General features: G+C 59.0%; 22 protein-coding genes. 15 read left to right on the top strand and 7 right to left on the bottom strand.

The genetic code is table 11. The features are described 5' to 3' along the window. Position 1 precedes the first annotated feature (1 nt). Both D2V07_RS09235 and D2V07_RS09230 read right to left on the bottom strand, forming a co-directional pair. Positions 2-910 carry an HNH endonuclease gene (locus D2V07_RS09235; RefSeq protein WP_119586761.1) on the bottom strand — a complete coding sequence of 303 codons (909 nt, stop codon included), beginning with the start codon at positions 908-910 and terminating at the stop codon, positions 2-4. A gap of 72 nt (positions 911-982) precedes the next feature. Then, on the bottom strand, positions 983-1,768 hold the full coding sequence (locus tag D2V07_RS09230; RefSeq protein WP_233548321.1) for a hypothetical protein: 786 nt from the start codon (positions 1,766-1,768) through the stop codon (positions 983-985). 34 nt (positions 1,769-1,802) lie between these two features. On the opposite strand from D2V07_RS09230, the gene D2V07_RS09225 reads away from it, so the two are divergent. Then, positions 1,803-2,339 (top strand): lytic transglycosylase domain-containing protein, encoded by a 537-nt coding sequence (locus tag D2V07_RS09225; RefSeq protein ID WP_119586665.1) that lies wholly within the window; start codon positions 1,803-1,805, stop codon positions 2,337-2,339. Between the two features lie 253 nt (positions 2,340-2,592). On the opposite strand, the gene D2V07_RS09215 is transcribed toward D2V07_RS09225, so the two are convergent. Then, on the bottom strand, positions 2,593-3,567 hold the full coding sequence (locus D2V07_RS09215; RefSeq protein ID WP_233548320.1) for a tyrosine-type recombinase/integrase: 975 nt from the start codon (positions 3,565-3,567) through the stop codon (positions 2,593-2,595). 393 nt (positions 3,568-3,960) lie between these two features. Then, positions 3,961-4,941, bottom strand: coding sequence for a GSU2403 family nucleotidyltransferase fold protein (locus tag D2V07_RS09210; protein ID WP_119586664.1), 981 nt, complete (start codon positions 4,939-4,941; stop codon positions 3,961-3,963). Positions 4,942-5,084: 143 nt separating this feature from the next. Here D2V07_RS09210 and D2V07_RS09205 point away from each other — a divergent pair, with 143 nt between their 5' ends. Next, positions 5,085-5,348 (top strand): hypothetical protein, encoded by a 264-nt coding sequence (locus tag D2V07_RS09205; RefSeq protein ID WP_119586663.1) that lies wholly within the window; start codon positions 5,085-5,087, stop codon positions 5,346-5,348. 24 nt (positions 5,349-5,372) lie between these two features. Here D2V07_RS09205 and D2V07_RS09200 read toward each other — a convergent pair whose 3' ends face one another. Continuing rightward, complete coding sequence (locus D2V07_RS09200; RefSeq protein ID WP_119586662.1) at positions 5,373-5,867, bottom strand: hypothetical protein; 495 nt, start codon at positions 5,865-5,867, stop codon at positions 5,373-5,375. A 434-nt stretch (positions 5,868-6,301) separates the two neighbouring features. Here D2V07_RS09200 and D2V07_RS09195 point away from each other — a divergent pair, with 434 nt between their 5' ends. The 9 genes from D2V07_RS09195 to D2V07_RS09155 all read left to right on the top strand — a co-directional run bounded on the left by D2V07_RS09195 (position 6,302) and on the right by D2V07_RS09155 (position 18,161). Beyond that, the gene (locus D2V07_RS09195) at positions 6,302-6,493 is read left to right on the top strand and encodes a helix-turn-helix transcriptional regulator (protein ID WP_119586661.1); all 192 of its coding nucleotides are present in this window, start codon (positions 6,302-6,304) and stop codon (positions 6,491-6,493) included. Between the two features lie 41 nt (positions 6,494-6,534). Next, the gene (locus tag D2V07_RS09190) at positions 6,535-7,032 is read left to right on the top strand and encodes a hypothetical protein (RefSeq protein WP_147366928.1); all 498 of its coding nucleotides are present in this window, start codon (positions 6,535-6,537) and stop codon (positions 7,030-7,032) included. Between the two features lie 211 nt (positions 7,033-7,243). Next, entirely contained in the window at positions 7,244-7,618 is a 375-nt protein-coding gene (locus D2V07_RS09185; RefSeq protein WP_119586760.1) for a hypothetical protein, read from the top strand. Then, the gene (locus D2V07_RS09180; RefSeq protein ID WP_119586659.1) at positions 7,615-9,435 is read left to right on the top strand and encodes a type IV secretion system DNA-binding domain-containing protein; all 1,821 of its coding nucleotides are present in this window, start codon (positions 7,615-7,617) and stop codon (positions 9,433-9,435) included. The genes D2V07_RS09185 and D2V07_RS09180 overlap by 4 nt, the downstream gene beginning before the upstream one ends. Beyond that, a complete protein-coding gene (gene mobF, locus D2V07_RS09175) occupies positions 9,435-12,182 on the top strand; it encodes a MobF family relaxase (protein ID WP_119586658.1) in 2,748 nt (915 codons plus the stop codon). Before D2V07_RS09180 ends, mobF begins: the two co-directional genes overlap by 1 nt. A 221-nt stretch (positions 12,183-12,403) precedes the next feature. Beyond that, positions 12,404-13,282 (top strand): ArdC family protein, encoded by an 879-nt coding sequence (locus D2V07_RS09170; protein WP_119586657.1) that lies wholly within the window; start codon positions 12,404-12,406, stop codon positions 13,280-13,282. Between the two features lie 90 nt (positions 13,283-13,372). Beyond that, positions 13,373-14,023 (top strand): N-6 DNA methylase, encoded by a 651-nt coding sequence (locus D2V07_RS09165; protein ID WP_119586656.1) that lies wholly within the window; start codon positions 13,373-13,375, stop codon positions 14,021-14,023. Beyond that, positions 14,020-15,594 (top strand): Eco57I restriction-modification methylase domain-containing protein, encoded by a 1,575-nt coding sequence (locus D2V07_RS09160; RefSeq protein WP_119586655.1) that lies wholly within the window; start codon positions 14,020-14,022, stop codon positions 15,592-15,594. The genes D2V07_RS09165 and D2V07_RS09160 overlap by 4 nt, the downstream gene beginning before the upstream one ends. Positions 15,595-15,698: 104 nt before the next feature. Next, on the top strand, positions 15,699-18,161 hold the full coding sequence (locus D2V07_RS09155) for a DEAD/DEAH box helicase family protein (RefSeq protein WP_233548319.1): 2,463 nt from the start codon (positions 15,699-15,701) through the stop codon (positions 18,159-18,161). 27 nt (positions 18,162-18,188) lie between these two features. Here the strand turns inward: D2V07_RS09155 and D2V07_RS09150 are convergent, their stop codons facing one another. Then, positions 18,189-19,427, bottom strand: a complete 1,239-nt coding sequence (locus D2V07_RS09150; protein WP_119586653.1) for a reverse transcriptase domain-containing protein — start codon at positions 19,425-19,427, stop codon at positions 18,189-18,191. Positions 19,428-19,594: 167 nt separating this feature from the next. On the opposite strand from D2V07_RS09150, the gene D2V07_RS09145 reads away from it, so the two are divergent. From D2V07_RS09145 to D2V07_RS09135, 3 genes are all read left to right on the top strand, one after another. After that, positions 19,595-19,852 carry a hypothetical protein gene (locus tag D2V07_RS09145; RefSeq protein WP_147366927.1) on the top strand — a complete coding sequence of 86 codons (258 nt, stop codon included), beginning with the start codon at positions 19,595-19,597 and terminating at the stop codon, positions 19,850-19,852. A gap of 506 nt (positions 19,853-20,358) precedes the next feature. Next, positions 20,359-20,547, top strand: a complete 189-nt coding sequence (locus D2V07_RS09140; protein WP_119586651.1) for a hypothetical protein — start codon at positions 20,359-20,361, stop codon at positions 20,545-20,547. Next, a complete protein-coding gene (locus D2V07_RS09135; protein ID WP_119586650.1) occupies positions 20,544-20,927 on the top strand; it encodes a DUF3768 domain-containing protein in 384 nt (127 codons plus the stop codon). Before D2V07_RS09140 ends, D2V07_RS09135 begins: the two co-directional genes overlap by 4 nt. A gap of 30 nt (positions 20,928-20,957) precedes the next feature. On the opposite strand, the gene D2V07_RS09130 is transcribed toward D2V07_RS09135, so the two are convergent. Then, entirely contained in the window at positions 20,958-21,773 is an 816-nt protein-coding gene (locus D2V07_RS09130) for an HNH endonuclease (protein WP_119586649.1), read from the bottom strand. Positions 21,774-22,012: 239 nt separating this feature from the next. On the opposite strand from D2V07_RS09130, the gene D2V07_RS09125 reads away from it, so the two are divergent. Further along, positions 22,013-22,237, top strand: a complete 225-nt coding sequence (locus D2V07_RS09125) for a hypothetical protein (RefSeq protein ID WP_119586759.1) — start codon at positions 22,013-22,015, stop codon at positions 22,235-22,237. The last annotated feature ends 107 nt before the right edge of the window (positions 22,238-22,344 follow it).

Raw genomic sequence — 22,344 nt, 5'->3', positions numbered from 1 at the left:
ATCAGAACCCCGCAAAACGTGCGCGATGCTTGGCAACGAAGTCCGGACGAGGGTGATCCCTCGGATCGGAGGGAAGCCTGATCTTCTGTCCAGAAGGCGGGAAGAGCTTCAACAGGTCGGACGGCACCTTGTTGTGCGATACGAGCAGGCAAAGGTTATCGTCGAATGTGATGAGATGCCGGTCGAACAGCCAATGGGCCGTAGCCGAGAGTGCCACGCCGTTGGGTACGACGTCGGGTCCGCCATCGGCGACGGACCAGATATGGGCCGCCTGTGCCTCAGCTTTCCCGCCACCATTGATGATGCGCAATCCCGTGACGGCGCAGGTGCTGTCATAGGCATCGAGAACCTGATTGCGGAAACTGGCGGCCCGGATTTTCTTGTTAACCAGGATCTGCTCGATCCGGCGTTCGCCAAAATCATCGGCAAGGAGCGCGGCGGTTGTGTCGTCGATGTACCGCTCGTCGAGCTCGAGCCTGATCCGGTTGGCCGGGTCGAGTGTCTCGCTCAGCCCCTGATTGACGATGGCGACGAAATCATCGCCATCGAGCGCGCGCACCGATTTGCCGCGCAGCGTCCTTCCGGCATCGCCAGGACGGGCCATCTCGCGAAGGAAGCGTTCGGCAAAGCGTCCGTCCTTGTCGCGGTAGGACACCGCCTCATCGAAGGGTAGATAGTCCCTGACGCGGGCATAGTAGTGGGTTGGATCGGTCTCATCGGGATCGATCCGCTCAACGAAGGCGGTCGCGATGTAGGCCATCCGACCGCCCGATACGCGGGTTTCGCGATAAAGGATCCAGTCCTTCTCGATCTGACGAGCCTGAGGAAGATATTGCGAAGGGAAATGATACCGCTCGGTGATGAGGTCGTCGTAGCGCGAATTGCCGCTGATCTCGAAAACACCCTTCACCGGCAACGCTCCGCAATTCATTCGAACAGGCATCGTGCCTGGTAACGCTGAAATCGTCCAGACTGCCGGTGATCAAATGCCGATTTCGAAAGGCTTTACCCTTTCCTTGGTGAGTTCGGGCTTGTCACTTGCAGGCGAAGCGCTGCCAACATCCTTGTCCTGTGAAAGCCCCTTGGCCGCTGCCGCCTTGAGCCTTTGCGTTACTTCAAGGGCCGAAGCTTTCTCGCCGCTGTTGGACTTGATGGCCCGGCCGAGTTTCTGGGCATTATCTGCAATCAGCGTAAGGCCGTCGCGAAGCCGGGTGACCGTGACCAGGAAGGTCTGCCGATTGGCGAGATTGCGCTCGCGGCTGTCCATGACCGCGATCCCGCGATGAGAGGTCAGTCCCTGCGCCATATGCGCATTGAGGGCATAGGCGAGGTCCATGCGTTTGAGCATCGGGTCGCCGCGGCTCAGGCGGAGCTCCTTGCCCGCTGATGTCTCCACCAAGACGCCCTTTGTGTCGATGACCAAGATCCTCGCCTGGTCGGCGTTGAACAGCCCGCGCTTGTGGTCATTGTCGGTCCAACGAATCTTGTCACCCTCAATGATGGACAGCGATTTGCGTTCGAAGAGCGACAGCCGGCTATCGTCTGCGCCTGGTCGTAGACGCGCGGGATTGAACTTGCGAACCCGCCCCTTCCTGTCCTCAAGCACGAGCTGCTTGCGCGCATGGTCGATGGTCATGACGGTGTAGTCACCCTTAGAGAGCTTCTGGGTGCTGTCGCGCGAGCGAAAGTTGAGGACCATGCCCGGTTGGTAAGTGCGAAGATAGCGCAGCTCCTCATGTGTCACATTCACCCGCGAATGAACGGTCAATCGTCAGACCGCGATAGCGGTCGCCTGTTTGGGAATGATCGCGACCTCCTCTCAGCAAGTCCGCGCCCAGGATTTCACCTTGTTCGAGCACGCGATCGTTCCACCGAAGACGGACCAGCAGCCGGCAAGGCAATATCTTCCTGCAATCTACCAAGCCGGGCCAGCAAACGTGTCCTACCGGGAGGGTCTGTATATGGCGGCAATAGCCGAGGCCGAGCGCCGGTACGGGCTTCCGACCAACCTGCTTCGGGCTCTCATCTGGGCTGAATCCCGCTTCAATCCGATGGCTGTGAGTCCAGCCGGTGCTGCCGGGCTGGCTCAGCTTATGCCGGCCACGGCGCGAGAACTGGGCGTCCGTAACCGTCATGACCCTCTTGCATCGATCGACGGTGGCGCCCGGTATCTTCGCGATATGTTGGACCGGTTCGACGCTGTCCACCTGGCCTTGGCTGCTTATAATGCGGGCCCAGGTGCCGTCTCCCGATCACGCGGCATTCCGAAGAATGGTGAAACGCCGCAATATGTCCGGTCTGTGTTGGGACGTTGGCAAGCAATTGGTACGTACAATTGACGAAACTGCCTGATTTCTGGCTATTGTCTGAGATCATGTGCCGGAATGAAGACGGACAACGCTAGTGAATGAGACGCCCGGTGAACCGTTCGACTTTCGCAAGGCGTTGAAGGCACAGAAGCGCCGGAAGCTGAGAAAGGAGATCGCGTTGGGTTTGGGAGCATTCGCGATCGTATTTGCTGGAGGGATGCTGGCACTCAACTGGCCAGTCCATGTTGCCAGCCTTGCTAACGACGATCAGCAGCCTCAGGCATTATCCCATGCGACGGAATGCGGCATTGAGCGTGTTTTCACTCATGGGACGCTTGGAGCTGCGCGCAGATGGGAAAACATATCCTTCGCGGCCGAGCATCTCGCCCAGATCAGAGAGATAGCCTCTAACCTGCTTGGAAAGCGGGACGGCATGCGCTCGGCGCGCTTTCATTTTACCGGCAGGGATCTTCCAGACCCCATCGACGAGGTCGATCTCGTGCCATTCGGCATGCCGGAGTTCGCCGGGGCGTACGAACACATGCGGCGCTATCTGCAAAGCTAACTTCGTCACCATGTAACCAGTGAAGTCGTCGATTGCGCGCAGTAGCCCGCCTAGCTCATTGGGCTCGAGGATTGCTGCATAATGCGTGGCTCTCGGCGTTACGAGAGCACCCTTCAGCATACTGGTCGGATCGGATTTGCAGCGGGTGGTAGCGACACCGTAGCGAAACACGCGGCCTGCGAACGACCGGCATTTCTTCGCAGTCTCGTGCTTACCGATGGCTTCCAGTCGTTTGAGAGGAGCCAGGACTTCGAACGGCTCGATCTCGTTGATGGGTCGGTTCCCGATGGCAGGCGCAAGCTTGTCGAGGAAATAATTGGCCTTGACGATCGTGCCATCGGCGCGGCCATTCTGGACCATCATCTGTTCAATATACTCACGTGCGACTGCCTCGAACGTCTGTGCAGAAAGGAACTCTGCACGGATTTTCCGCTTCCGCTTTTCAAAGGCCGGGTCACCCCCTGAAGCAACTGCTCGTCGTGCCTCGTAGGCCGCGTCTCGCGCTTGCTTGAGGCTGATTTCAGGATAGCTGCCGATGCAGAGCTTCTTTTGCGCACCGCCGATCCGGTATCGAAATCGCCAAAGCTTGCTGCCGGTCGGCGTGACCTCAACATATAGGCCGCGCTCATCGGTTACCTTGTACGGCTTATCCTTGGGCTTGAGTGCGCGGAGGCGAGTATCTGTCAGCGGCATGTGGGGGCCTTTTCATCTGGGCCTTTGCGAAACGGCCTCAAAAGGCCCACAAAAGTGTCTGGAACCCCCGAGAACAGGCGGGACGATCCGGAACGATCCAAGGGCCAAATCCCTAGGATTTCTGCGGGTTTTATAGATTATTTGGGAGAACGTGAGAAGAACAAATGGTGCCCAGAAGAGGACTCGAACCGCTCTCAGAATGTCGCAAAACTGCGAGAATCTTGACCTTGGTTACTTAAGTGAGGCCCCCGTCGGTGCCCCCAGAATGAATTTTTGCCAGAGGATTTGGGTCCCATCCTCGAAAAAGTCTAATGATTTCAATGCTCGTTCTCTACAGCAAATTGCCGGGAAAAACCAGCCATTTTGCCCCAACCGAGTGACTGAATTCAAAGGCTATGCGCGCGCTTTCGTCCAATCCTCCCAATATGGCAATAGCTCATCAGGAAGGCTTTTCACAAACTCATGATCCAGCGAATAATGAGGCATCGCCTCGGCAACCGCGTCGAGCAGCGCCGCTCCCTGCACCGTGTCCTTGCGCCGCTTAAGCGGGCTCCGCTTTGCCTGAGCACCCAGCCAGAGCTTGTGGAGTGCGAACCAGCGAGGGTCAGGTGCGACGATGCGCGCCGGGCTGCCATCACGGCACGGGACGACCTGGTCTACCCGTCGACCCGGCAGGAGCCATTCCTGTTCGGGTAGCGGAACGGGACGTGGCCGATCCTTCCCGGCGAGCGTTTCGACACGCGATGGTGCGACCAGCAATTCGACTTCAAAGGCCTTCGCATTACGCGCCTGAAATTCCCGTTCGGTATTGATCGTGAATGTCGGGTCAACCGCTTTGAGCATGTCCCAAAGCTGCGTTCCGTCTTCCGGCTCTTCCGCCGCCCAGGCAAGATCGAAGTCTTCGGTTTCATCGGGCACATCGCGGAAGGTGCCTGCCGCTTCGATAGCATAGGCTGCCATTGCGTTGGTTCCGACAACAAGCAGGTGGCTACCGAGAAGCGATCGCCTGTCTGCCTCCCGGAGTATGGGTCCGGCGTCAGCTGATAACATCGGCAAGCGCAGCGCACGGGCAATCCGGCTGCTTTCGTTTAGGGCATCCCGTGCGCCATCGCGGCGCTCCTTCAGCGCATTCTTTGCCGCCTTATATTCCTCGAATTGGGCTTCCTTTTCCTCGTCCCACGCTCCCAGACTTTTGCCGTTTCCGATGCGATCAAATATCTCGTAGAGGTACTCGTATTCTCCGATCTTCTTGCGCTTCAGATCATACGGCATCGCGAAGAGTTCGCGCTCGGCTTCGATCCACACATCGTAGCGCTGGCGCATGTTGATGAGCGCTCGTTCCTGCTCGGCAGAGAAGGGTTGGATGATGGCCATTCGCGAGTTTTATCCCGCAAATCTCCAATTTTCAATAAACGCGGGATAAATGCCCTTTGGCACCATACATCATCGACCATCCTTGCATTCACGGTCCAACCGGATGCATCTTCCCTTATGGGCTTCATTGGATGAGAGCTGCGATGAGCAAAGTGACCGCACAGGTGCTGGCAACAGTGAACGGTCCCTATCGGACCAGGCAATCCGCTCAGCAGCTCGCAGCGCTTATCGCAGACCCGTCGAGCGCGCCCGCGCACAATGCCGCTGCTTTCGCTTTCTTCTCGGAGATCGCAACAGACGCTCAACTGGCCTTCATCGCAGAAATGGATGTCGATGAGGCCAAGGTGAAGGAAGTCGCCCGTCAATTCTCGGAAATGGCCGGGTACCCGCTGCCTCTTGCGCCTTGAAGGACAGGGCTGCCGAATTCTGGTTCAGTCAGCCCCGATATTAGCCCATTCAAGAACCAGCTTGTCGCCCTTCACACGGGGCAGGGCCTTTCGTGGAATGAGCTTCCCGCGCACCTCGAAGTCGGACGTGATCTTGACCAAAAACACCATGCTGAAGTTCCGTTTGAGGTTCAGCGTGACCCGGTCATTGCTCTTGAATGGCGTGATTGTCTTGACCTCGACCAGGTCATTGCCGAGCCGTCCGTCAGATCCTTGAGCGTAGTTGCGGTGCAACTTGATGCCGTGCGTGATCGCCCCGTAGAGTTCTCCGATATCGCCATACACTTGCAGGTGCTTGCCCGTGTGCATGTGATACTGCTCTGCGGTGCAGATCAGATCCTCGAATATCGAGACCAGCGACAGATCGGCATTGGGATATTTTGCCCGCCATTCCTTGTACCGAATCTGCTCGTTGATCTCGTCCCAGCTGATCCACTCACCATCATCCCAGATGGCATTGTCTGGCCCAAGTTGCTGCATCCGCTAATCCGCTAACGTGTAAAGATTTTCGCGTTTTCTTTGCATGTCCGCATCAACGTGCAAAGCGAAAGCGCGTTTGCTTGTCATATCGGCTCAAGCTTTGATTCGCGCGGAAACAGGCCTTCCGCTGCGCCAGAACAGTAGAATCGGTCCTGCATTGGCCCGGGGCGGACACCAGCGGGAAAAATTCTTTCAGTCCCGGACTGTCCATAGCGATCCAACATCGTCCACCCGCCAATGCGGAACGGTATGTGTTCTCTTTTTGTTCTTTCCTACATCATTGCGATTCGCATAGCTTGGCCAGCGTCACCGAAGCTTGGTGGCGCTGAGTTGAACGTCTTATCGCACGGTCCGCAACGGCAATTTGAAGGACAACCCATCGTCGTGGGGGAACACGGCTTCGGTGACAGAACCTTGAAACGAAGGAATCTGTTATGCCGAATACTGAACTGCTCACCTGCCATGAGGTCATGCGCCTCACCGGCATTCGCAGCCGGACTACGATCTGGCGACGCATTCGCCGGGGTGCCTTTCCGCATCCCATAGACATTGGCGGCGGACGCATCCGCTGGCGCTCGACTGACATCGAAGAGTGGATCGGGGCCCTTCCCCTGCGCAGCTATTGACCCGTCCAAGGCGGGCAAAGGCCCGCAGAAAGCACCCTCAAATGACTGATCCTACTGCAACCGAAACTCAGGGCACTAAACCTGCCGAGCGCTACAAGACCCTCACCGAATTGCTGATTGATGAGTACCTCCAACGGCTCAGCCGATCTGGCCCTGATGGCATGTGTTACCGCAGCTACATTGCCGACTGGCTCTACTTCGAACGCCCCATGATTGACCGTTTCATCGGCGCGGAATTCAACGTCCAGTTCGAAGGTCCGCCAGTCCGGATCGATGGCGATGAGTACCCGCTTGGCGGGTTCATTGAGCGCCAGATCCAGTGGACCCGGATCATCCCCGAAGAGGCGTTCGCACTGCGTCAAAAGCTGCGTGAAGTGGTCGATCAGACAGTGCGCGAATGGATGGACGGCAGGGAGTTCGAGTTCGTTCCTGCAATCTTCGAAAAGCCATTTGCCGACCGGGAGGCAGCGGATGCTGAAGCTGAGCGACAGATACGCGCTTTCGCGCGTCCCCTTCCTGATTTTGGCGAGGGCCTGTGATGCACGGCCCCGCTTATCAACCGGAAAGAATGAGGGGCCTCGATACTGCGTATCGGACCCGCAATTTTCATACACACCCCACGCACGCGTGCATCAAGGATTTCTGCGGTTTCTGGAGCGCGCGGATAGCGCGCTCGCTTAGGCAATGCGTTCAGAACCTCGCAATTCTGCCATTTCTGGAGCGCGCTTTGAGCGCGCGCGGGAGGTGGTGATGGCGAGCTATGTCAAGCGCACCATCCGTCTCAATCCTTCGCAGGCACGGTCGCTGTCCGGCATCGCCGACCGGCGTGGATTGTCGGAATACGCGATGCTCCTGAAGGTGATCGACGCGGGCTTTCTTTCGGTCCTTCATGGCACCGACAAAGAGACCGATCTTGCCGAACTGGCGCGCGAGATCGGGACAATATCGGAGCGCCTCGCCGAGGCTGAACGGGTGCTCGATCGCACCCTCTTTACCGCTTGTGCGGCCTACGCTTACGCCCGCCACGCAGCGCTGGGAACGAAGAAATCCGACGAGACAATCGCAGCAGAGGCGCGGGCCGCGTTCGAGCGCCAGTGCTCGCTTGCCCTGGAGATCGAGCCATGAATTCGAACATCGATTTTGTCACCCGCGCCCATGCCTTGTGGCGTGTGCGCATGGCGCAATGGCAGCAACGTTTTCGCTTCTTTTCCACGATCACTCTTGGTGCAGCAGCGACCGGGGCAATCATCGCACCCCAGTTCCTGCTGCATGGCCCTGCAATAACGACAGCGGTGCAGTATGCGTGGGCCAACGTGCTGACCTTGCTGGGCTCGCTCACAGGCAGCGACATCAAGATGAACATAGCGATGGACGGCCAGCGCTGGACCGTTTCCGCAGCATGGTTTGCCGCTGAACCATTCTTCACCGATACCTTCTGGCAGGTTGTCAAAGTGATCGCTGGCGGCACAGTCACAGGCATTGTGATTGGCCTGTTCACGGTCTGGGTGCTCCAGCGCGCCATGTCCGAACAGGGCAAGGATACACTCGCCGACCGGGTTCTTGGCGGGACTCGCCTTGCGAGCGAAAACGACGTCGCTTCGCAGACCGCTCAGTATTGTGGGACGAATGCCTTGCGCATCGGACCGGTGCCGATCCTGCGCCGGATCGAGACCCGCCACTTCGCCTTTCTCGGGACTACAGGCAGCGGCAAGACCACTGCCTTGCGACAGATGCTCGACGGCATCGAGAGGCGCGGCGAAGCGGCGCTGGTCTATGACACAAGCGGAGAGTTCATCGCGCACTACTACAACCCCGCGCGCGGGGACATCATCCTCAATCCCTTCGATGCCCGCTGCGCCTTCTGGACGCCCTTCGACGAGATATCGCACCCCGCCGATGCAGACCGGATTGCGCGTCAGCTTGTTTCGGAAACCAGCAGCCAGGATGACGATGTATGGCTGGAAACAAGCCGCATTCTTGTCGCCAACATGATCCGTTCGCTCTGGGCGGAAAAGAACTGCAGTCTCGAAGCCCTGCTCGAAGCCTTGCAGGTCAAGGACAAGGAGCAGTTGAAGGAATGGCTGGGCCACACGTCGTCGGCCCGCACCTTTGCCAATGACGCCGACCGCGCAACCGGCAGTGTGCTGTTCATGCTCGCCAAGGCGGCGAACCTGATCCAGTTCCTGAAGGTCGAAGACGAGGGGGAAGAGCGATTTGCCTTCCGAGACTTCATCGCGAAGCTGGACGAGTGCGAGGGTGCAAAGCCCTGGATCTTCGTCCCGCGCAAGGAAGACTATTTCGAAGCCTCCAAGCCGCTCATGGCGTGCTGGCTGGAATGCGCGGCGAGTGCGGTGCTAGGTCTGTCGCCCTCGCCAGACCGCCGCATCTGGTTCGTGCTCGACGAGCTGGCTGACCTGCCCCGTGTCGAGAACCTTGCGCGTCTTTTGCCAGAGGGCCGCAAGTTCGGCGCAGCGATTGTGCTCACCTTTCAGGCGCTCGGGCAGATGCGCAATCGCTATGGTGCAAACATCGCCGAGGCCATGCTGGCTTGCTGCAACACCAAGCTGTTCCTGCAAACCGTCGATCAGGAAACGCGCAAATGGGCGAGCGAGACCATCGGCCAGTGCGAGGTGGAATTGCGCGTCGCCACCGACACACTGTCGATTGGCAGCGAAGTGCCGCGAACCACTATCGCGACCCAACGCCAGTTTCGCCCTGCCGTGCTCGAAAGCGAACTGAGGCTCAGTCCGCATCAGGGCTATTTGCTGCTCCCGGATGGACTGCCGGTCGCGCGCATCGGCCTCACTGCCGATCACATCACCCGGCGTGGCGCGCCTCGCCAGCCTGCCTACGTGCCAGGCGATCCGGCGGGCACGCTGTGGAGCCGGGTTAGCGAGATCGCCAAAGGTGCCGAGCCCGATGCCAAGCCGGGTCCGGTATAGTGGTCGCCTCGGTCTCGGCCCTGTCTAGTGCCGGGCAGGCCGCGAGCTACTACGAAGCCGACGACTACTATGCCGAAGGCGGCATGGCTCCGTCCGAATGGTTTGGCGAGGCAGCGGAGAAGCTGGGCCTGTCGGGCGAGGTCGATCGCGAGAAGTTTGCTGAATTGCTCGAAGGCCGCGTTGCCGGGCAGCAGCTGGGCACCACGCGCGATGGCAAGGTAGAGCACCGGCCAGGCTGGGACATTACCCTGTCCGCGCCCAAGTCGGTCTCGATCATGGCCGAGGTGGCCGGAGACAAGCGGCTGATCAAGGCGCATGGTGCGGCGGTGAAAGTGGCGCTTGTCCATGTCGAAAAGCACATGGCGGCGACGCGCATCAGGCAGGGCGGCGAGGTCCGGCGCGAAGCGACCGGCAATCTTGCCATTGCCACCTTCCGCCATGCCACAAGCCGGGCGCAGGACCCGCAGCTGCACACCCACGGTGTGATCATCAACGCAACACAGGACAAGGATGGCAACTGGCGCAGCCTGGAGCCGCGCGCATTCTACCAATTGCAGAAGGAAATCGGCGCGATCTACCGGCAGGAGCTGGCGCACGGCGTTGCTGCGCTGGGTTATCGGATCGAAGCGGGAAAAGACTCGCTGTTCGAGATTGCAGGCGTGCCGGAAAAGGCCATCGACGCGCTGAGCCAGCGCACGGCAGCGATCGATGCCCGGCTTGCCGAGCGCGGCACGAGCCGCGAGCACGCGAGCGCCGCCGAAAAGCAGATCGCCGCGCTCGATACGCGGGAGGCCAAGACCAGTGCGGATCACCGTATCTTGCGCGCCGACTGGCGGGCGACTGCGGATGCCAACGGGTTTGACAAGGCAGCGCGGGCAAAGCTTATCGGCGAAGCGAGAGAGCAGTCCAAGAACAGCGAAGCAACCGCCAGCCCCGAATTGCTGGCGCGACAGGCGGTGGCCTGGGCTGCTGCCAAGCTGGCCGAGCGTCAGGCGGTGTTCTCAGCTAGCACTTTGGCGCGCGAGGCCGGGGACTTTGCTTTTGGCAAGGTTGGCCACGGCGCAATCAGTGCAGCGATTGCCGAGGCCGGAGAGCGCGGCGAGCTTGTACCGCGCACTTTCCTGGACCGGCGCGGGACCGAGTTTGCCGGGTTCACGACGCCGCAGATTATCGAAACAGAGCGAACGATGCTTCGCCTTGAGGAGGCAGGGCGCGGCATGGCGCAATCGCTCGCCACTCCGGTGGCGGCGGCACGAACCATCGAGCGCACTGCACGGCAGTCAGCCCGATCCGGCTATGCCTGGACCGATGATCAGAAGCGAGCGACCGCAGACCTGCTCACCTCGCGTGACCGCATCGCCGCCGTTCAGGGCTATGCCGGGACGGCCAAGACCACCACCGTGCTTGCCACCTACGCGCGCGAAGCACGACGTCACGGACTTGCGGTTACCGCGCTTGCGCCGACCGCATCGGCAGCAACCGTTCTCGGCGAAGCGCTCGGTCTGCGCGGTGACACCGTAGCGCGGCATTTGCTCACACCAGAAGTGAAGAAGACCGGCAAGGAGGCCGTCTGGATTGTCGATGAGGCCTCGATGCTCTCGGCTCACGACGTGGCAAAACTCATGACCCGTGCCGACAAGGTCGAAGCCCGACTTGTTCTGGTCGGCGACGTGAAGCAGTTGGGTTCGGTGGGCGCGGGGGCGGCCTTCGCACAATTGCAGCAGGCAGGCATGGCGACTGCAAAGCTTGCCGAAGTGGTCCGGCAGACCAATGCCGGGACCCGCGAAGCTGTCATGGCTTCGATCGAAGGCCATGCAGGCAAGGCTCTGACCGCGCTGGAACGTGGCGGCGGCAAGGTGATCGAAGGCGCAACACCGGACGAGCGCCTAGGAGCGATGGCCCGGCATTATCTTGCCTTGTCCACCTCAGAGCGTGCCCGAACGCTGGTGATCGAACCATCGCGCGAAGGCCGGGACAGGCTCACTGCCATGATCCGCGCGAAACTGACCGAGCGCGGCGAGTTGTCAGCGGAGGCGTTGCGGTTTGATGCACTGGAGGCGAAGGGCCTGACCCGTGCCGAAGCGCGCGAGGCAGCAAGCTATGCCATCGGCGATGTTGTCCGGTTCAGCCGGGATTATTCCGCCAAGGGCGTGCGCCGGGGCGAAAGCTTTGCGATTGCCGCTGTCGATCCCGAACGCGGGCGCATCGCACTGGAAGGTAGCGGCGGGCGTTCGCTGGACTGGCACCCCCGGCAGTGGGGTGCTGGCAAAGTCGAGGTGTTCGAGCCGAAACCGATGGAGCTGCGCACCGGCGACCGCGTGCAGTTCACCCGCAACGACCGCGACGCCGGACGGGTCAATGGCCTTGGCGGTGCCGTTACCGGCATCGATTCCGACCGTGGTCAGGCAACCGTAAAGCTCGCCAATGGGCGCGAGCAAAAGCTCGATCTCTCCGATCCTCGCGATACTCATTTGCGCCATGCCTACGTCCAGACCGCACACGCCGCCCAGGGCCAAACCGCAGAACGTGTCCTGATCCATGCCGACAGCCGCTCCACCAATCTGGTCGACCAGAAGATGCTCTATGTCGCGCTGTCGCGCGCCAAAGCCGAGGCCGTCGTTGTCACCGACGACAAGGACCGGCTCGTTCGCGCGATCTATGAGCGTGCGGGTGAGAAGCAGACCGCCATTACCGCGAGTACTCCCGAAGCCGGAAAGTCAAAGGCAATGGGTGCTGGGTTGGGCTGATCAAAAGCCCTGGCGGCGACAGGCCATGGCGTCCTTCGCCCTGCCGTTGGATTGAACTGCTCCTCTTCGACAGGCCGTACCGGGCGGGATCAACAGCCTGCCCGCTCCATTCGGGCTGAAGCCCTCCCGTGTTGGCTGTTCCGCGTAACCGCTGACCCACCCGGCCAATCCGGCCCGTCCCTTCATCCGCGTTCCCAACGATTGGACGAAGGATTTTCACCATGGCCAACATCACAACCGCCAGCATCTACGATACGATCACCAACCAGATCATCGCCGCCCTTGAACGCGGTACCGACAAATTCTCGCTCCCTTGGCATCGCAGCACCGCGCCGCTTTCGCGCCCCGTGAATGCGGCGACTGGAAAAACCTATCGCGGCGTCAATGTCCTCGCCCTCTGGGCCAGCGCCGAAGCGCAGGACTTCGGACATGGCCTCTGGGCGACCTATCGCCAGTGGCAGTCCCTTGGCGCTCAGGTCCGCAAGGGCGAGAAGGCTTCGCCCATCGTGTTCTACAAGGTCTTCGACGAGCGCGATGACGATCAGGCCAAGGAAAAGGAAAGCTCGACCCGCATATTTGCGCAGGCGTCACATGTGTTCAACGCCAGCCAGGTCGAAGGCTACGCCCTGCCCGAAGTGCCGGACGGCGAAGACTTTGACCCTATCCCGCAGGCGGACGGCTTCGTTGTGGGCACAGGTGCCAGCGTGCGCATCCATGGCGACAGCGCCCACTACACCCCTTCTTCCGACACGATCACCATGCCAGACCGCGAGCGGTTCTTCGCAACGGCCAGCGGCAGCGCGGCGCAGAACTGGTACGCCACCTTATTGCACGAGCTCGTCCATTGGTCTGGCGCTAACCACCGCCTTGCGCGGACCTTCGGCAAGCGGTTCGGTGACGATGCGTATGCCATGGAAGAGCTGGTTGCCGAGCTTGGTTCAGCCTTCCTCTGCGGCGACCTTGGTCTTTCCACCAGCCCGCGCCCGGATCACGCCAGCTACCTCGCGAGCTGGCTGAAGGTGCTCAAGGCCGACAACCGGGCGATTTTCACCGCCGCGAGCGCGGCGGCAAAGGCTGCTGAATTCCTGAGCTCGGATTAGGTCGAGCAATACGTTGAGAGAATTTGTAGTACGGTCTATCGTCTTGCAGAAACGGCAGACCGGCTGCGAACATCATTTCGAAGTATTATCATGACCCTAATCAAGTCTAAGCAGCGCGTTGCCGATCATGGGGAGGTATTCACACCGCCCTGGCTGGTCGAGAAGATGCTCGATCTCGTGAAGGGTGAGACGGAGCGGATCGATTCCCGCTTTCTTGAACCCGCCTGTGGCAGCGGCAATTTCCTCGTGCCGATCCTGCAACGCAAGCTGGCCGCCGTGGAATTGAAATTTGGCAAGTCGGACTTCGAGAAGCGTCATCATGCGCTGCTGGGCCTGATGTGCTGCTATGGCATCGAGTTGCTGGCCGACAATATCGCGGAATGTCGCGCCAATATGCTGGAGGTTTTTGCGGACTATCTGGCGCTGGATACGGATGACGATCTTTATCGTGCCGCCTCTCACGTTCTTTCGCTCAATCTCGTGCATGGCGATGCCATGACGATGCGCGCTATTGATGACGCGCCGATCCGCGTGGTCGAATGGGGTTATCTGGGCAAAGGGAAATTCCAACGCCGCGATTTCCGGCTTGATGTCCTGACTGGCATGGCGAGTTTCAGCGCCGAAGACTCCCTGTTTTCGTCATTGGGCAAGCACGAGATATTCACGCCTTCACAGACATATCCGCCGATGAGCGTGCGCGATCTTGCGGCGGCGAATAATGGAACGGGGACGAGCGCATGATTGAACAGGCCAGCTTTGCGCTGCGCGGGCGCAACCCCGATGTGCTGACCTGCATCGCCAACCTGTCAAACGACGAGGTGTTTACGCCACCGGAGTTCGCCAACCGGATGCTGGATACGCTGGCAGAGGCATGGGCGGCGGACAACGAGGGCGCAAACATCTGGGCGGACAGTTCGGTCAGGTTTCTGGACCCGTTCACGAAATCCGGCGTCTTTCTGCGGGAGATCGCCAAGCGGTTGATCGCTGGCTTGGAAACCGAAATCCCGGATTTGCAGACCCGCGTTGACCATATCCTGACGCAGCAGGTTTTCGGGATCGGCATCACCCGGCTTACCAGCCTGCTGGCGCGCCGAAGCCTCTATTGCTCCAAGCATGCGACCGGGGAGCATTCCGTTGCAACGGGATTTGCCAATGACGATGGCAATGTCTGGTTCGAACGGACCGAGCACGATTGGGATGGTGCCAAGTGTTCATTTTGTGGTGCTCCGCGCGCGCTCTTTGACCGCGAGCCGGAGCTAGAGAACCACGCCTACGCCTTCATCCACACTAGCGACATAAAGGCTCGCATCGGCGAGCTGTTCGGAGCCGACATGCAATTTGACGTCATTATTGGAAATCCCCCCTACCAAATGACTGGCGGTGCTGGCGGTTCGAGCGATTCTTCCATCTATCATCTCTTCGTCGAGCAAGCTCTCAATCTGGATGCACGTTTTGTCAGCATGGTCATTCCATCTCGTTGGCTAGCGGGCGGGCGTGGAATGGACGATTTTCGATCGAAGATGCTCAATGGTGGACATATTCGACATCTTATTGACTATACAAAAATGTCCACAGCATTCCCCGGTGTGGATTTTGAAGGAGGCGTTCAGTATTTCCTCTACGATCAGAAGTATGAGGGGCCTTGTGAATACACTTTGTTTCAAGGCGAAACTCAGATGCCTACAGTGAAGCGCGAATTAGGTGCTTACGATATTTTCATTAGAGATCATGTGGCAGTAGGAATACTCGACAAGGTTATTTCTCGCGGTGAACCTTCAATATCCGATATACTGACCAATCGTGAACCATTTAAGATGGAGTCGAACTTTAGGGACTTTAGTAAAGATACGAAGGCAGGCGATATCTCGATCTATTATACCGATAAGGGGAACCGAAGCGTCGGATACATGGCCCGCGGGTCGATTGAAAAGAATGCGCATTTAATTGATAATTGGAAGATTCTGGTCCCGAAAGCCTACGGCGAACGTGGGGCGATCCCCGCAATGGTTCTTGGCAAGCCTATTGTTGCTGGACCACCATCCGTATGCACAGGCTCTTACCTGTTTTTCTTCTGTGACTCGGAGGAGGAGGCGAAAAGCATTTTGAGCTACTACTCGACGAAGTTCTTTCGGCTTCTCGTTTCTTTGAGGAAGATTACACAGGATGCGTTCCGTCCGATGTATTCGTGGGTTCCACAACAATGCTGGGACCGCGAATGGACTGATGCTGCGCTCTACGAAAAGTATGGTCTTACCGAAGCCGAGATCGAATACGTCGAAACAGTCATCAGGCCGATGGAAATTGGCGCATGAATCTATCTCTGAAAAAGCCTTCAGTTGATGAAATTCTCACCCCAAAGCCCGTAGCTCGCCCGCGCATTTACGCTTACGCGATTGCGGACGATGCTCACGCTGGGATGCTCAAGGTTGGGCAGACCACGCGCGATGTTAAGCAGCGGATTGCCGAGCAGCTCAAGACCGCTGCGATCACCAACTACACCATCGAGCTGGACGAATGCGCGGAGCGTGATGACGGGGGCATTATCACCGATCATGCTGTGCGTGATGCGCTCAGGCGCAAGGGCTTTGCCAATCCGCAGCTCGAATGGATGCGATGTTCACTGGCCGATGTGAAAACCGTGCTGGCCGAACTGCGCAGCGGGCAGCAATTCACCGGCACGCACCACGAGGACTTTCCGCCGCGCAAGGAGCAGTTGGAAGCGGTCGAGCAGACCTACGCCTATTACCATTCGCGCTGGCAGCAGGATGCCAATGCCGTTCCCCGCTTTCTGTGGAATGCCAAGATGCGTTTCGGCAAGACCTTCACCAGCTATCAGCTTGCCAAGAAACTTGGCGCGAAGCGGGTTCTGGTTCTGACCTTCAAGCCTGCTGTTGAGGATGCCTGGCAGACTGACCTTGAATCTCATGTCGATTTCGACGGGTGGCAGTATCTCTCCCGCAATTCCGGGCGCGATCCCAGCCAGATCGACGATGATAAGCCGGTGGTCTATTTTGGCTCGTTCCAAGACCTGCTGGGGCGTGACAAGGCCGGTAATATCAAAGCCCGCAACGAATGGCTCCACACGATCAACTGGGATTTGGTCGTGTTCGACGAATATCATTTCGGCGCATGGCGCGAGACGGCTAAGGAGCTTTTCGAGGGCGAGGATGCAGGCGAGGCTAAGAAGGAAGCCAAGCTGGAGTACGCAGATGGTCTGGACGATGTGAACGAAGACCTTGGCGTCATGTCGGAAAGCGAAACCGAATTTCTACCGATCACGACGCGGGCTTATCTCTACCTCTCCGGCACACCCTTCAAGGCGCTGGCCACGGGCGAGTTCATCGAAGAGCAGATATTCAACTGGACTTATACGGACGAGCAGCGCGCCAAAGAGGAATTTGCCGCACAGCATCCGGCGCATCGCAATCCCTATGGCGCATTGCCGCAAATGCGTCTGCTGACTTACCAGATGCCGCCGGAGATCACCCACATTGCCAGCGGCGGCGAGCTGGATGAATTTGACCTCAATGAGTTCTTCGCTGCGAATGGCACGGGCGTTCTCGCGCAGTTCAAGCACAAGGACGAGGTGCAGAAATGGCTCAACGTCATTCGCAACTCGCCCGATGCACCGCGATCATTCGACAGCATCAAGACCGGCGTTGTTCCGCCATGGCCCTATTCCGACACAAGGCTGCTGCCTCATTTGCAGCACAGCTTCTGGTTCCTGCCCAATGTCGCCGCCTGCCATGCGATGGCGAACTTGCTGGAAGAGAAGCACAACACCTTCTGGCACGATTATCAGGTGATCGTGGCGGCAGGGGCGTCGGCAGGCATCGGCCTTGATGCCTTGCCGCCCGTTCGGGACAAGGTTGGCAGCGGGTTCGATACCAAGACCATCACGCTTTCCTGTGGCAAGCTGACCACCGGGGTGACGGTCAAGCAATGGTCCTCAATCCTGATGCTTCGCAATCTTCAATCGCCGGAGACGTATTTTCAGGCGGCATTCCGAGTGCAGTCGCCCTGGTCGATCAAGAATCCCAATGGCGACAATCCGAACGAGGAAGAAATCATCAAGCCTGTCTGCTTCGTGTTTGATTTTGCCCCGACTAGGGCGCTGCGGCAGTTGTCGGAATATGGCATCGGCCTTTCGCCTGGAGAAGCGAACCCGGAAAACGCCGTGAAGGAGCTTGTCTCTTTCCTGCCCGTACTGGCCTATGACGGCGCGAAGATGATGCAGATCGACGCAGGCGGCATCCTTGATATTGCGATGGCGGGAACGTCTGCGACGCTGCTGGCCCGCAAATGGGAATCGGCCATGCTGGTTAACGTGGACAACGACACGTTGCGGCGCGTTCTCGAAAACCCCGAAGCAATGGCCGCTGTTGAGCGGATCGAAGGTTGGCGCGCACTGGGTGACAACATCATCGAGACGATCATCAACAAGAGCGAGAAGATTAAGGAAATCAAGGACAAGGCTAAAGCCAATGATGGGGAGCTAACCCCGAAAGAGAAGAAGGAACTGACCGCCGAGGAAAAGGAGTTCAAGACCAAGCGCAAGCTGGTTCAGGAAAAGCTGATAAAGTTTGCCACGCGCATCCCGGCCTTCATGTACCTGACCGATTTCCGGGAAAACAAGCTACAGGACGTGATTACCAAGCTGGAACCGGACCTGTTCCACGCTGTCACTGGCCTGACGGTGGCGGATTTCCATCTGCTTGTTCGCCTTCGCGTATTCAACACCGAGCGTATGAACGAAGCGGTTTTCGCGTTCCGCCGCTATGAGGATGCGTCATTGCGCTATACCGGCATCGAGAGCCACGAAGGACTGACGCACTACGGTTTGTATGACACTGTGGTCGCGAAGGAATCTGACGCTTAGTCGGAAATGGGAACCGACGAGCCGCGCCTAGCTATTCTTGATGGCTTTTACCCGAGCCAACCCGCGCAAGGCGAATTTCCGCAGTGCCTTCACCTGTCGGTTGATGGATTCGCTTTGGAGTTCATCGGAAGAACGATCAGCATAGGCCAAGAAGTTGCGAAGCCCTACATGGGTCAATCGCCCGCGCAACTTGCTGGTGTAGATTTTGTCTTTCTGACCGGCCTTCGCCAATCTTTCGGCCTTTCGTTCAGAGCGGCGAATGGCTCTTTTTGCGGAGCGCCACTGCCTTGAAAGGGAGCCGGGCCGGACCAAAGCCGGGCCCAGGCCAAGTTGGAAACCGAGATACTGGAAGTTGTCCCGCTCATCCCCAGTGAAGCGTTGGCGAATGGTCTTGTCATTCTGAAGTTGCAAAGCTTCGTTGGTGAGCGCGTCGGCCACGGCAGCGCCTAGCTGATCGGCGTGTTCAGGGGCGCAAATGATAAGAATATCGTCGGAATATCGCTGATAGAGCGCGCCATGCTTATCTGCCAGCGCCTTCATCGTCAGGTCAAAATCGGCCATGTAAAGGTTGGATAGACTGGCGCTGATGGGCGTACCTTGCGGGACGCCTATTCCCGTGCCGTTTGTCTGGATCGGGATACCCGCCGCCTTCAATTCCTTGACCGTCGCTATTGGGCGATCAGCGCCGCGCTGTTTCAGCCGCAACCCAAATACGGGATGGGCCTTCAAATCCGCCTTGCTGACATGGCTATACCGGGTGACGGAACGCAGCACCCGGTGCCAATCATCGGGGAGTTCATCGACGGCGAGCAGCCACTTGAGCCGCTGCTTCAGCCGGTTGTGGTCGATATTGTCGAAGAAGCCGGTCACGTCGAAGCACATGGCCTCGACCGAATCGTGGTCGCGCACATAGGTCTGTGCGGTGGCGGCGAAATGGTAGTTGGATTTTCTGAGGGAGCGGTAGGCTATGACCGCCTCATGCAGCCCGTTTGCCGCATACCACGCATCCAACCTGCCGGTTAGCTCGTGCGAGTACTTGGATAGGATGCATGCATCGCGGTGCGAGGCGTGCATGATGTCACGCTCCTTGACCACTGTCTTGCCGTCCAGCGGTCGATAGCGCGGTGTTTCTTTGATCCAATGCAGCAGCGGGGACCACGGGTGGGCGACAACCTGCTCCGGCGTGAGTGTGGTTGCCCACTCACTCCCTATAGGCACATCGAAGTGCCGATACCTGCGCGGCTTGAACCAAGTCGGCTTTGCCATCCCCCCTCATTTCTAGCAGTCTCTGGGGGATAGTTCTGGCTCTGAACCCGGCTGGCGCCGCTAGACCCCCCAGAGGCACGCCACCATCCGTGGTTGCCTTCTCGCAAATGCAACCACGCGAGCCTGTTAACGCTAGGTGGTATTGTATGGTCGAGGAGGTCCGATTGTTGAAGATCGAAGTCTCGCCGCTGCAACTCGCAGAGTGGCTGATCCACGGCATCGCCGTAATCATATCGCTCTTGCAGGTTGACAGTGTAAACGACCGCACCCTTTGGCCAATTCCAAGGGCTCAGGTGATATGGGAACGGATTGGCAACATTCAAGGACGTGTCATCAACTTTCTTCGTGAGGATTTCGTTGCTGTTTTGACTCCGTATCCGTTTCTGAAATTCGTTCTCAAAGCGGTTCGACTCTCGATTCAGTAGCAAACTTCTGTGTGGTGATACTGCCCTCCCGGGCGACCCGCTCTATCTCGCTGCGCTCGACTGAACCCGCGTGGCGGTTTCATCCCATCCGGGTGACGATCAGGAGCAGTTCGAAGCTGAGCGGGAATTCCTGATGGACGCGCTCTGTCCCGCGCTTTCAGCACTCCTGAGGGCGCGGCATTTTTAAGCTAACCCGCAGGCACTCTTGCCTCTCTCATTGCCAGACGCCCGCTGGCGCACTGATCGCGCGCGCAGGACCTCCGTCTGCTTCGCGCCGTTGCAAGGGTGCCATTCTTGCTGGATCGACGGGCGATCCCTGGCGGAAACACCAAGGGCTTTGCCCTCTCGTTCCCGAAACCAGAAATAGACGCCCCCGTGTGGCGGGCTGTGCCCGCTGGCCCGCGCCAGGGCATCGATTCCGGTTTTCCCTCCCCCTCCCATCCTCGCCGGAAGGCAGGCCGCATGCCGCGTGTCGGATGCGGCTTTCAGCCGAAGGAGGGCAGAAAATGGGTGACCCGATCTTGAACTACCGCGCTTGCGGAGCCGAGTGCCGCGAGGACTGGTTGCGGATGCTGGCGAACGAGAATGGCTTGCCGTTCGGGACAGTGCGTCGGCTTGCAGAGGAGCTGGGCGAGCGGGAAGATTTCGGCGAGCTGGTCGATATTTGTGAGCGTGGCGGGAGGGCGCTGCAATGACTGCTGGCACTCTTTCCCGAAGCGAGCAGATTGCCCAGCTCAATGACCGGGCGCGACAGGCGATGGGCTTGGCCTGCGTTGCAGTTGCAACCGACGGCTTCCGGGCCTTGCCTGTTGAAGATCAGTCGCGGGTGCGCGAACTGGTCGAAACCTTCGACGCTTTCACGCCGGACAACGATCCCTACGGAGAACGCGATTTCGGGGCGATCTATCAGGATGGCGAAGGTCGCTGGACGACGATGCGACCCGCGCGTCCTGTCGAAAAAGTGTTCTGGAAGATCGACGCCTACGACCGCGAATTGCGGTTCGGCAGTTTAGACCCGGCCAATCCTGCCGTTACCCAGCGGGTGCTGACCATCATGCTCGCCAACGAGTATTGAAGGTAAGCAGTCCGCGCGCCGCCTGACACGTCAGGCGGCGCGTTGATCGACGAAACAGTGTTCGTTGTGCCAGTCGAGAAACGCCGGTTCGGGATCGAACCGGATTGCCGAACGCAATGTCGCGTTTTCGAATTGCCGGAAATAGTCGCGCGTCTCGCGGCTCTGGCTTTCGCGCAATTGCCGCGAGACGCGTATGCGCCGTTGGCGATCTACCGTGATGAGCCCGCGGTCGAAGGCGCGGTCGAGTGTCGCAGAAAGCAGTAGGCCATTGGCGGGGTTGTGCCGGTTGTCGCTGTCCTTGCCCCATGGCTTGATATGGCTTGCGGTGAGTAGGCGCGGATCGGCGATGCCGGTCATGCAGCAAGTCTCTTCGTAATTGGCGAGCACCGCGCGGCGGAAGAAATCCTGCCCAACGCGCTGATTCACGAGTGCCTGTGTGGTGGACTCGCCTTGATAGGGCTCGAACCGGAATTCGCTTCGCTTCTCATTCAGTCGTGACGGCGGGGGAGGTGGCTCGAACTGGCCGACCTGGGCAGTCCACAAGTCTTCCGCCCGCGAGACGAGACCGGTCCAGTCCTGCCCGAATTCGGAATAGGTGGCGCGATCCAGCTTGGATGCACCGTCCAGCCCTTTGCGTCCGCTGTCGGTAATCTTTGGATCAAGGCTGGCGAAATTGCAAAGCTTCATCGCGACCGAGCTGTTTGTGCGCCCGAGCGCAGCGGCGAGCTCCTGGATTTCTGGGTTGCCCGAGTGCAGCTTGCCGAACGGCAGCTGGAAGTAGAGATAGAGCGCGAGCACCGTCTCCTCTTCGCTCCAGCGTTTCCGTGAACTGCCCTCGATTGCCATGGCGAAGGTTTGGGCGAGAGTGATCCAGCGCGCAAGTGTGACGGTTTGCCATGAGTTTGCATGCCTTTCGATCAGGGGGTTTCGTTATTGAGCACCCTCACTGGCCACACGCGGTCAGCCTTCAATGCCCGGCCCGCGCCGGTTCGCTCCGCTCACCCGTGTTGGACATGAATCCTTACCTTGGCCGTGCGGCCTTCCCGTTTGGTGCAACGAGCCACCAGACACGAAAGGAAATCATCATGGCACGCAGCAATACCGCACCCTCGCAGGAAACCAATCCACCGGACTTCCTCGCCTGGCATGTCGCCAACAAGGGCGACAAGGGATTCTGGACCCGCATCGGAGCCGCGTGGTTCCATCGCGACCGCAAAGGCCTTTCGCTTCAACTGGAACTGGTGCCCATCAATGGCCGGATCGTCCTGCGCACGCCGCTGGACGACGAGAAGAAGGAGCCGGGCGCTTAGCGCCCGGCCCTCGAAGGCATCACACTCAGATCCGCAGAAAACAATGGCTGAACATCCTACTGAGCGTATTGCCGAAATTGGCAAAAGAACCAGCATTTGAGCTTGGC

The organism is Aurantiacibacter zhengii, from assembly GCF_003584125.1.
GTDB lineage: Bacteria > Pseudomonadota > Alphaproteobacteria > Sphingomonadales > Sphingomonadaceae > Alteraurantiacibacter > Alteraurantiacibacter zhengii.
This window is presented reverse-complemented; position numbering and strand designations above follow the sequence as displayed.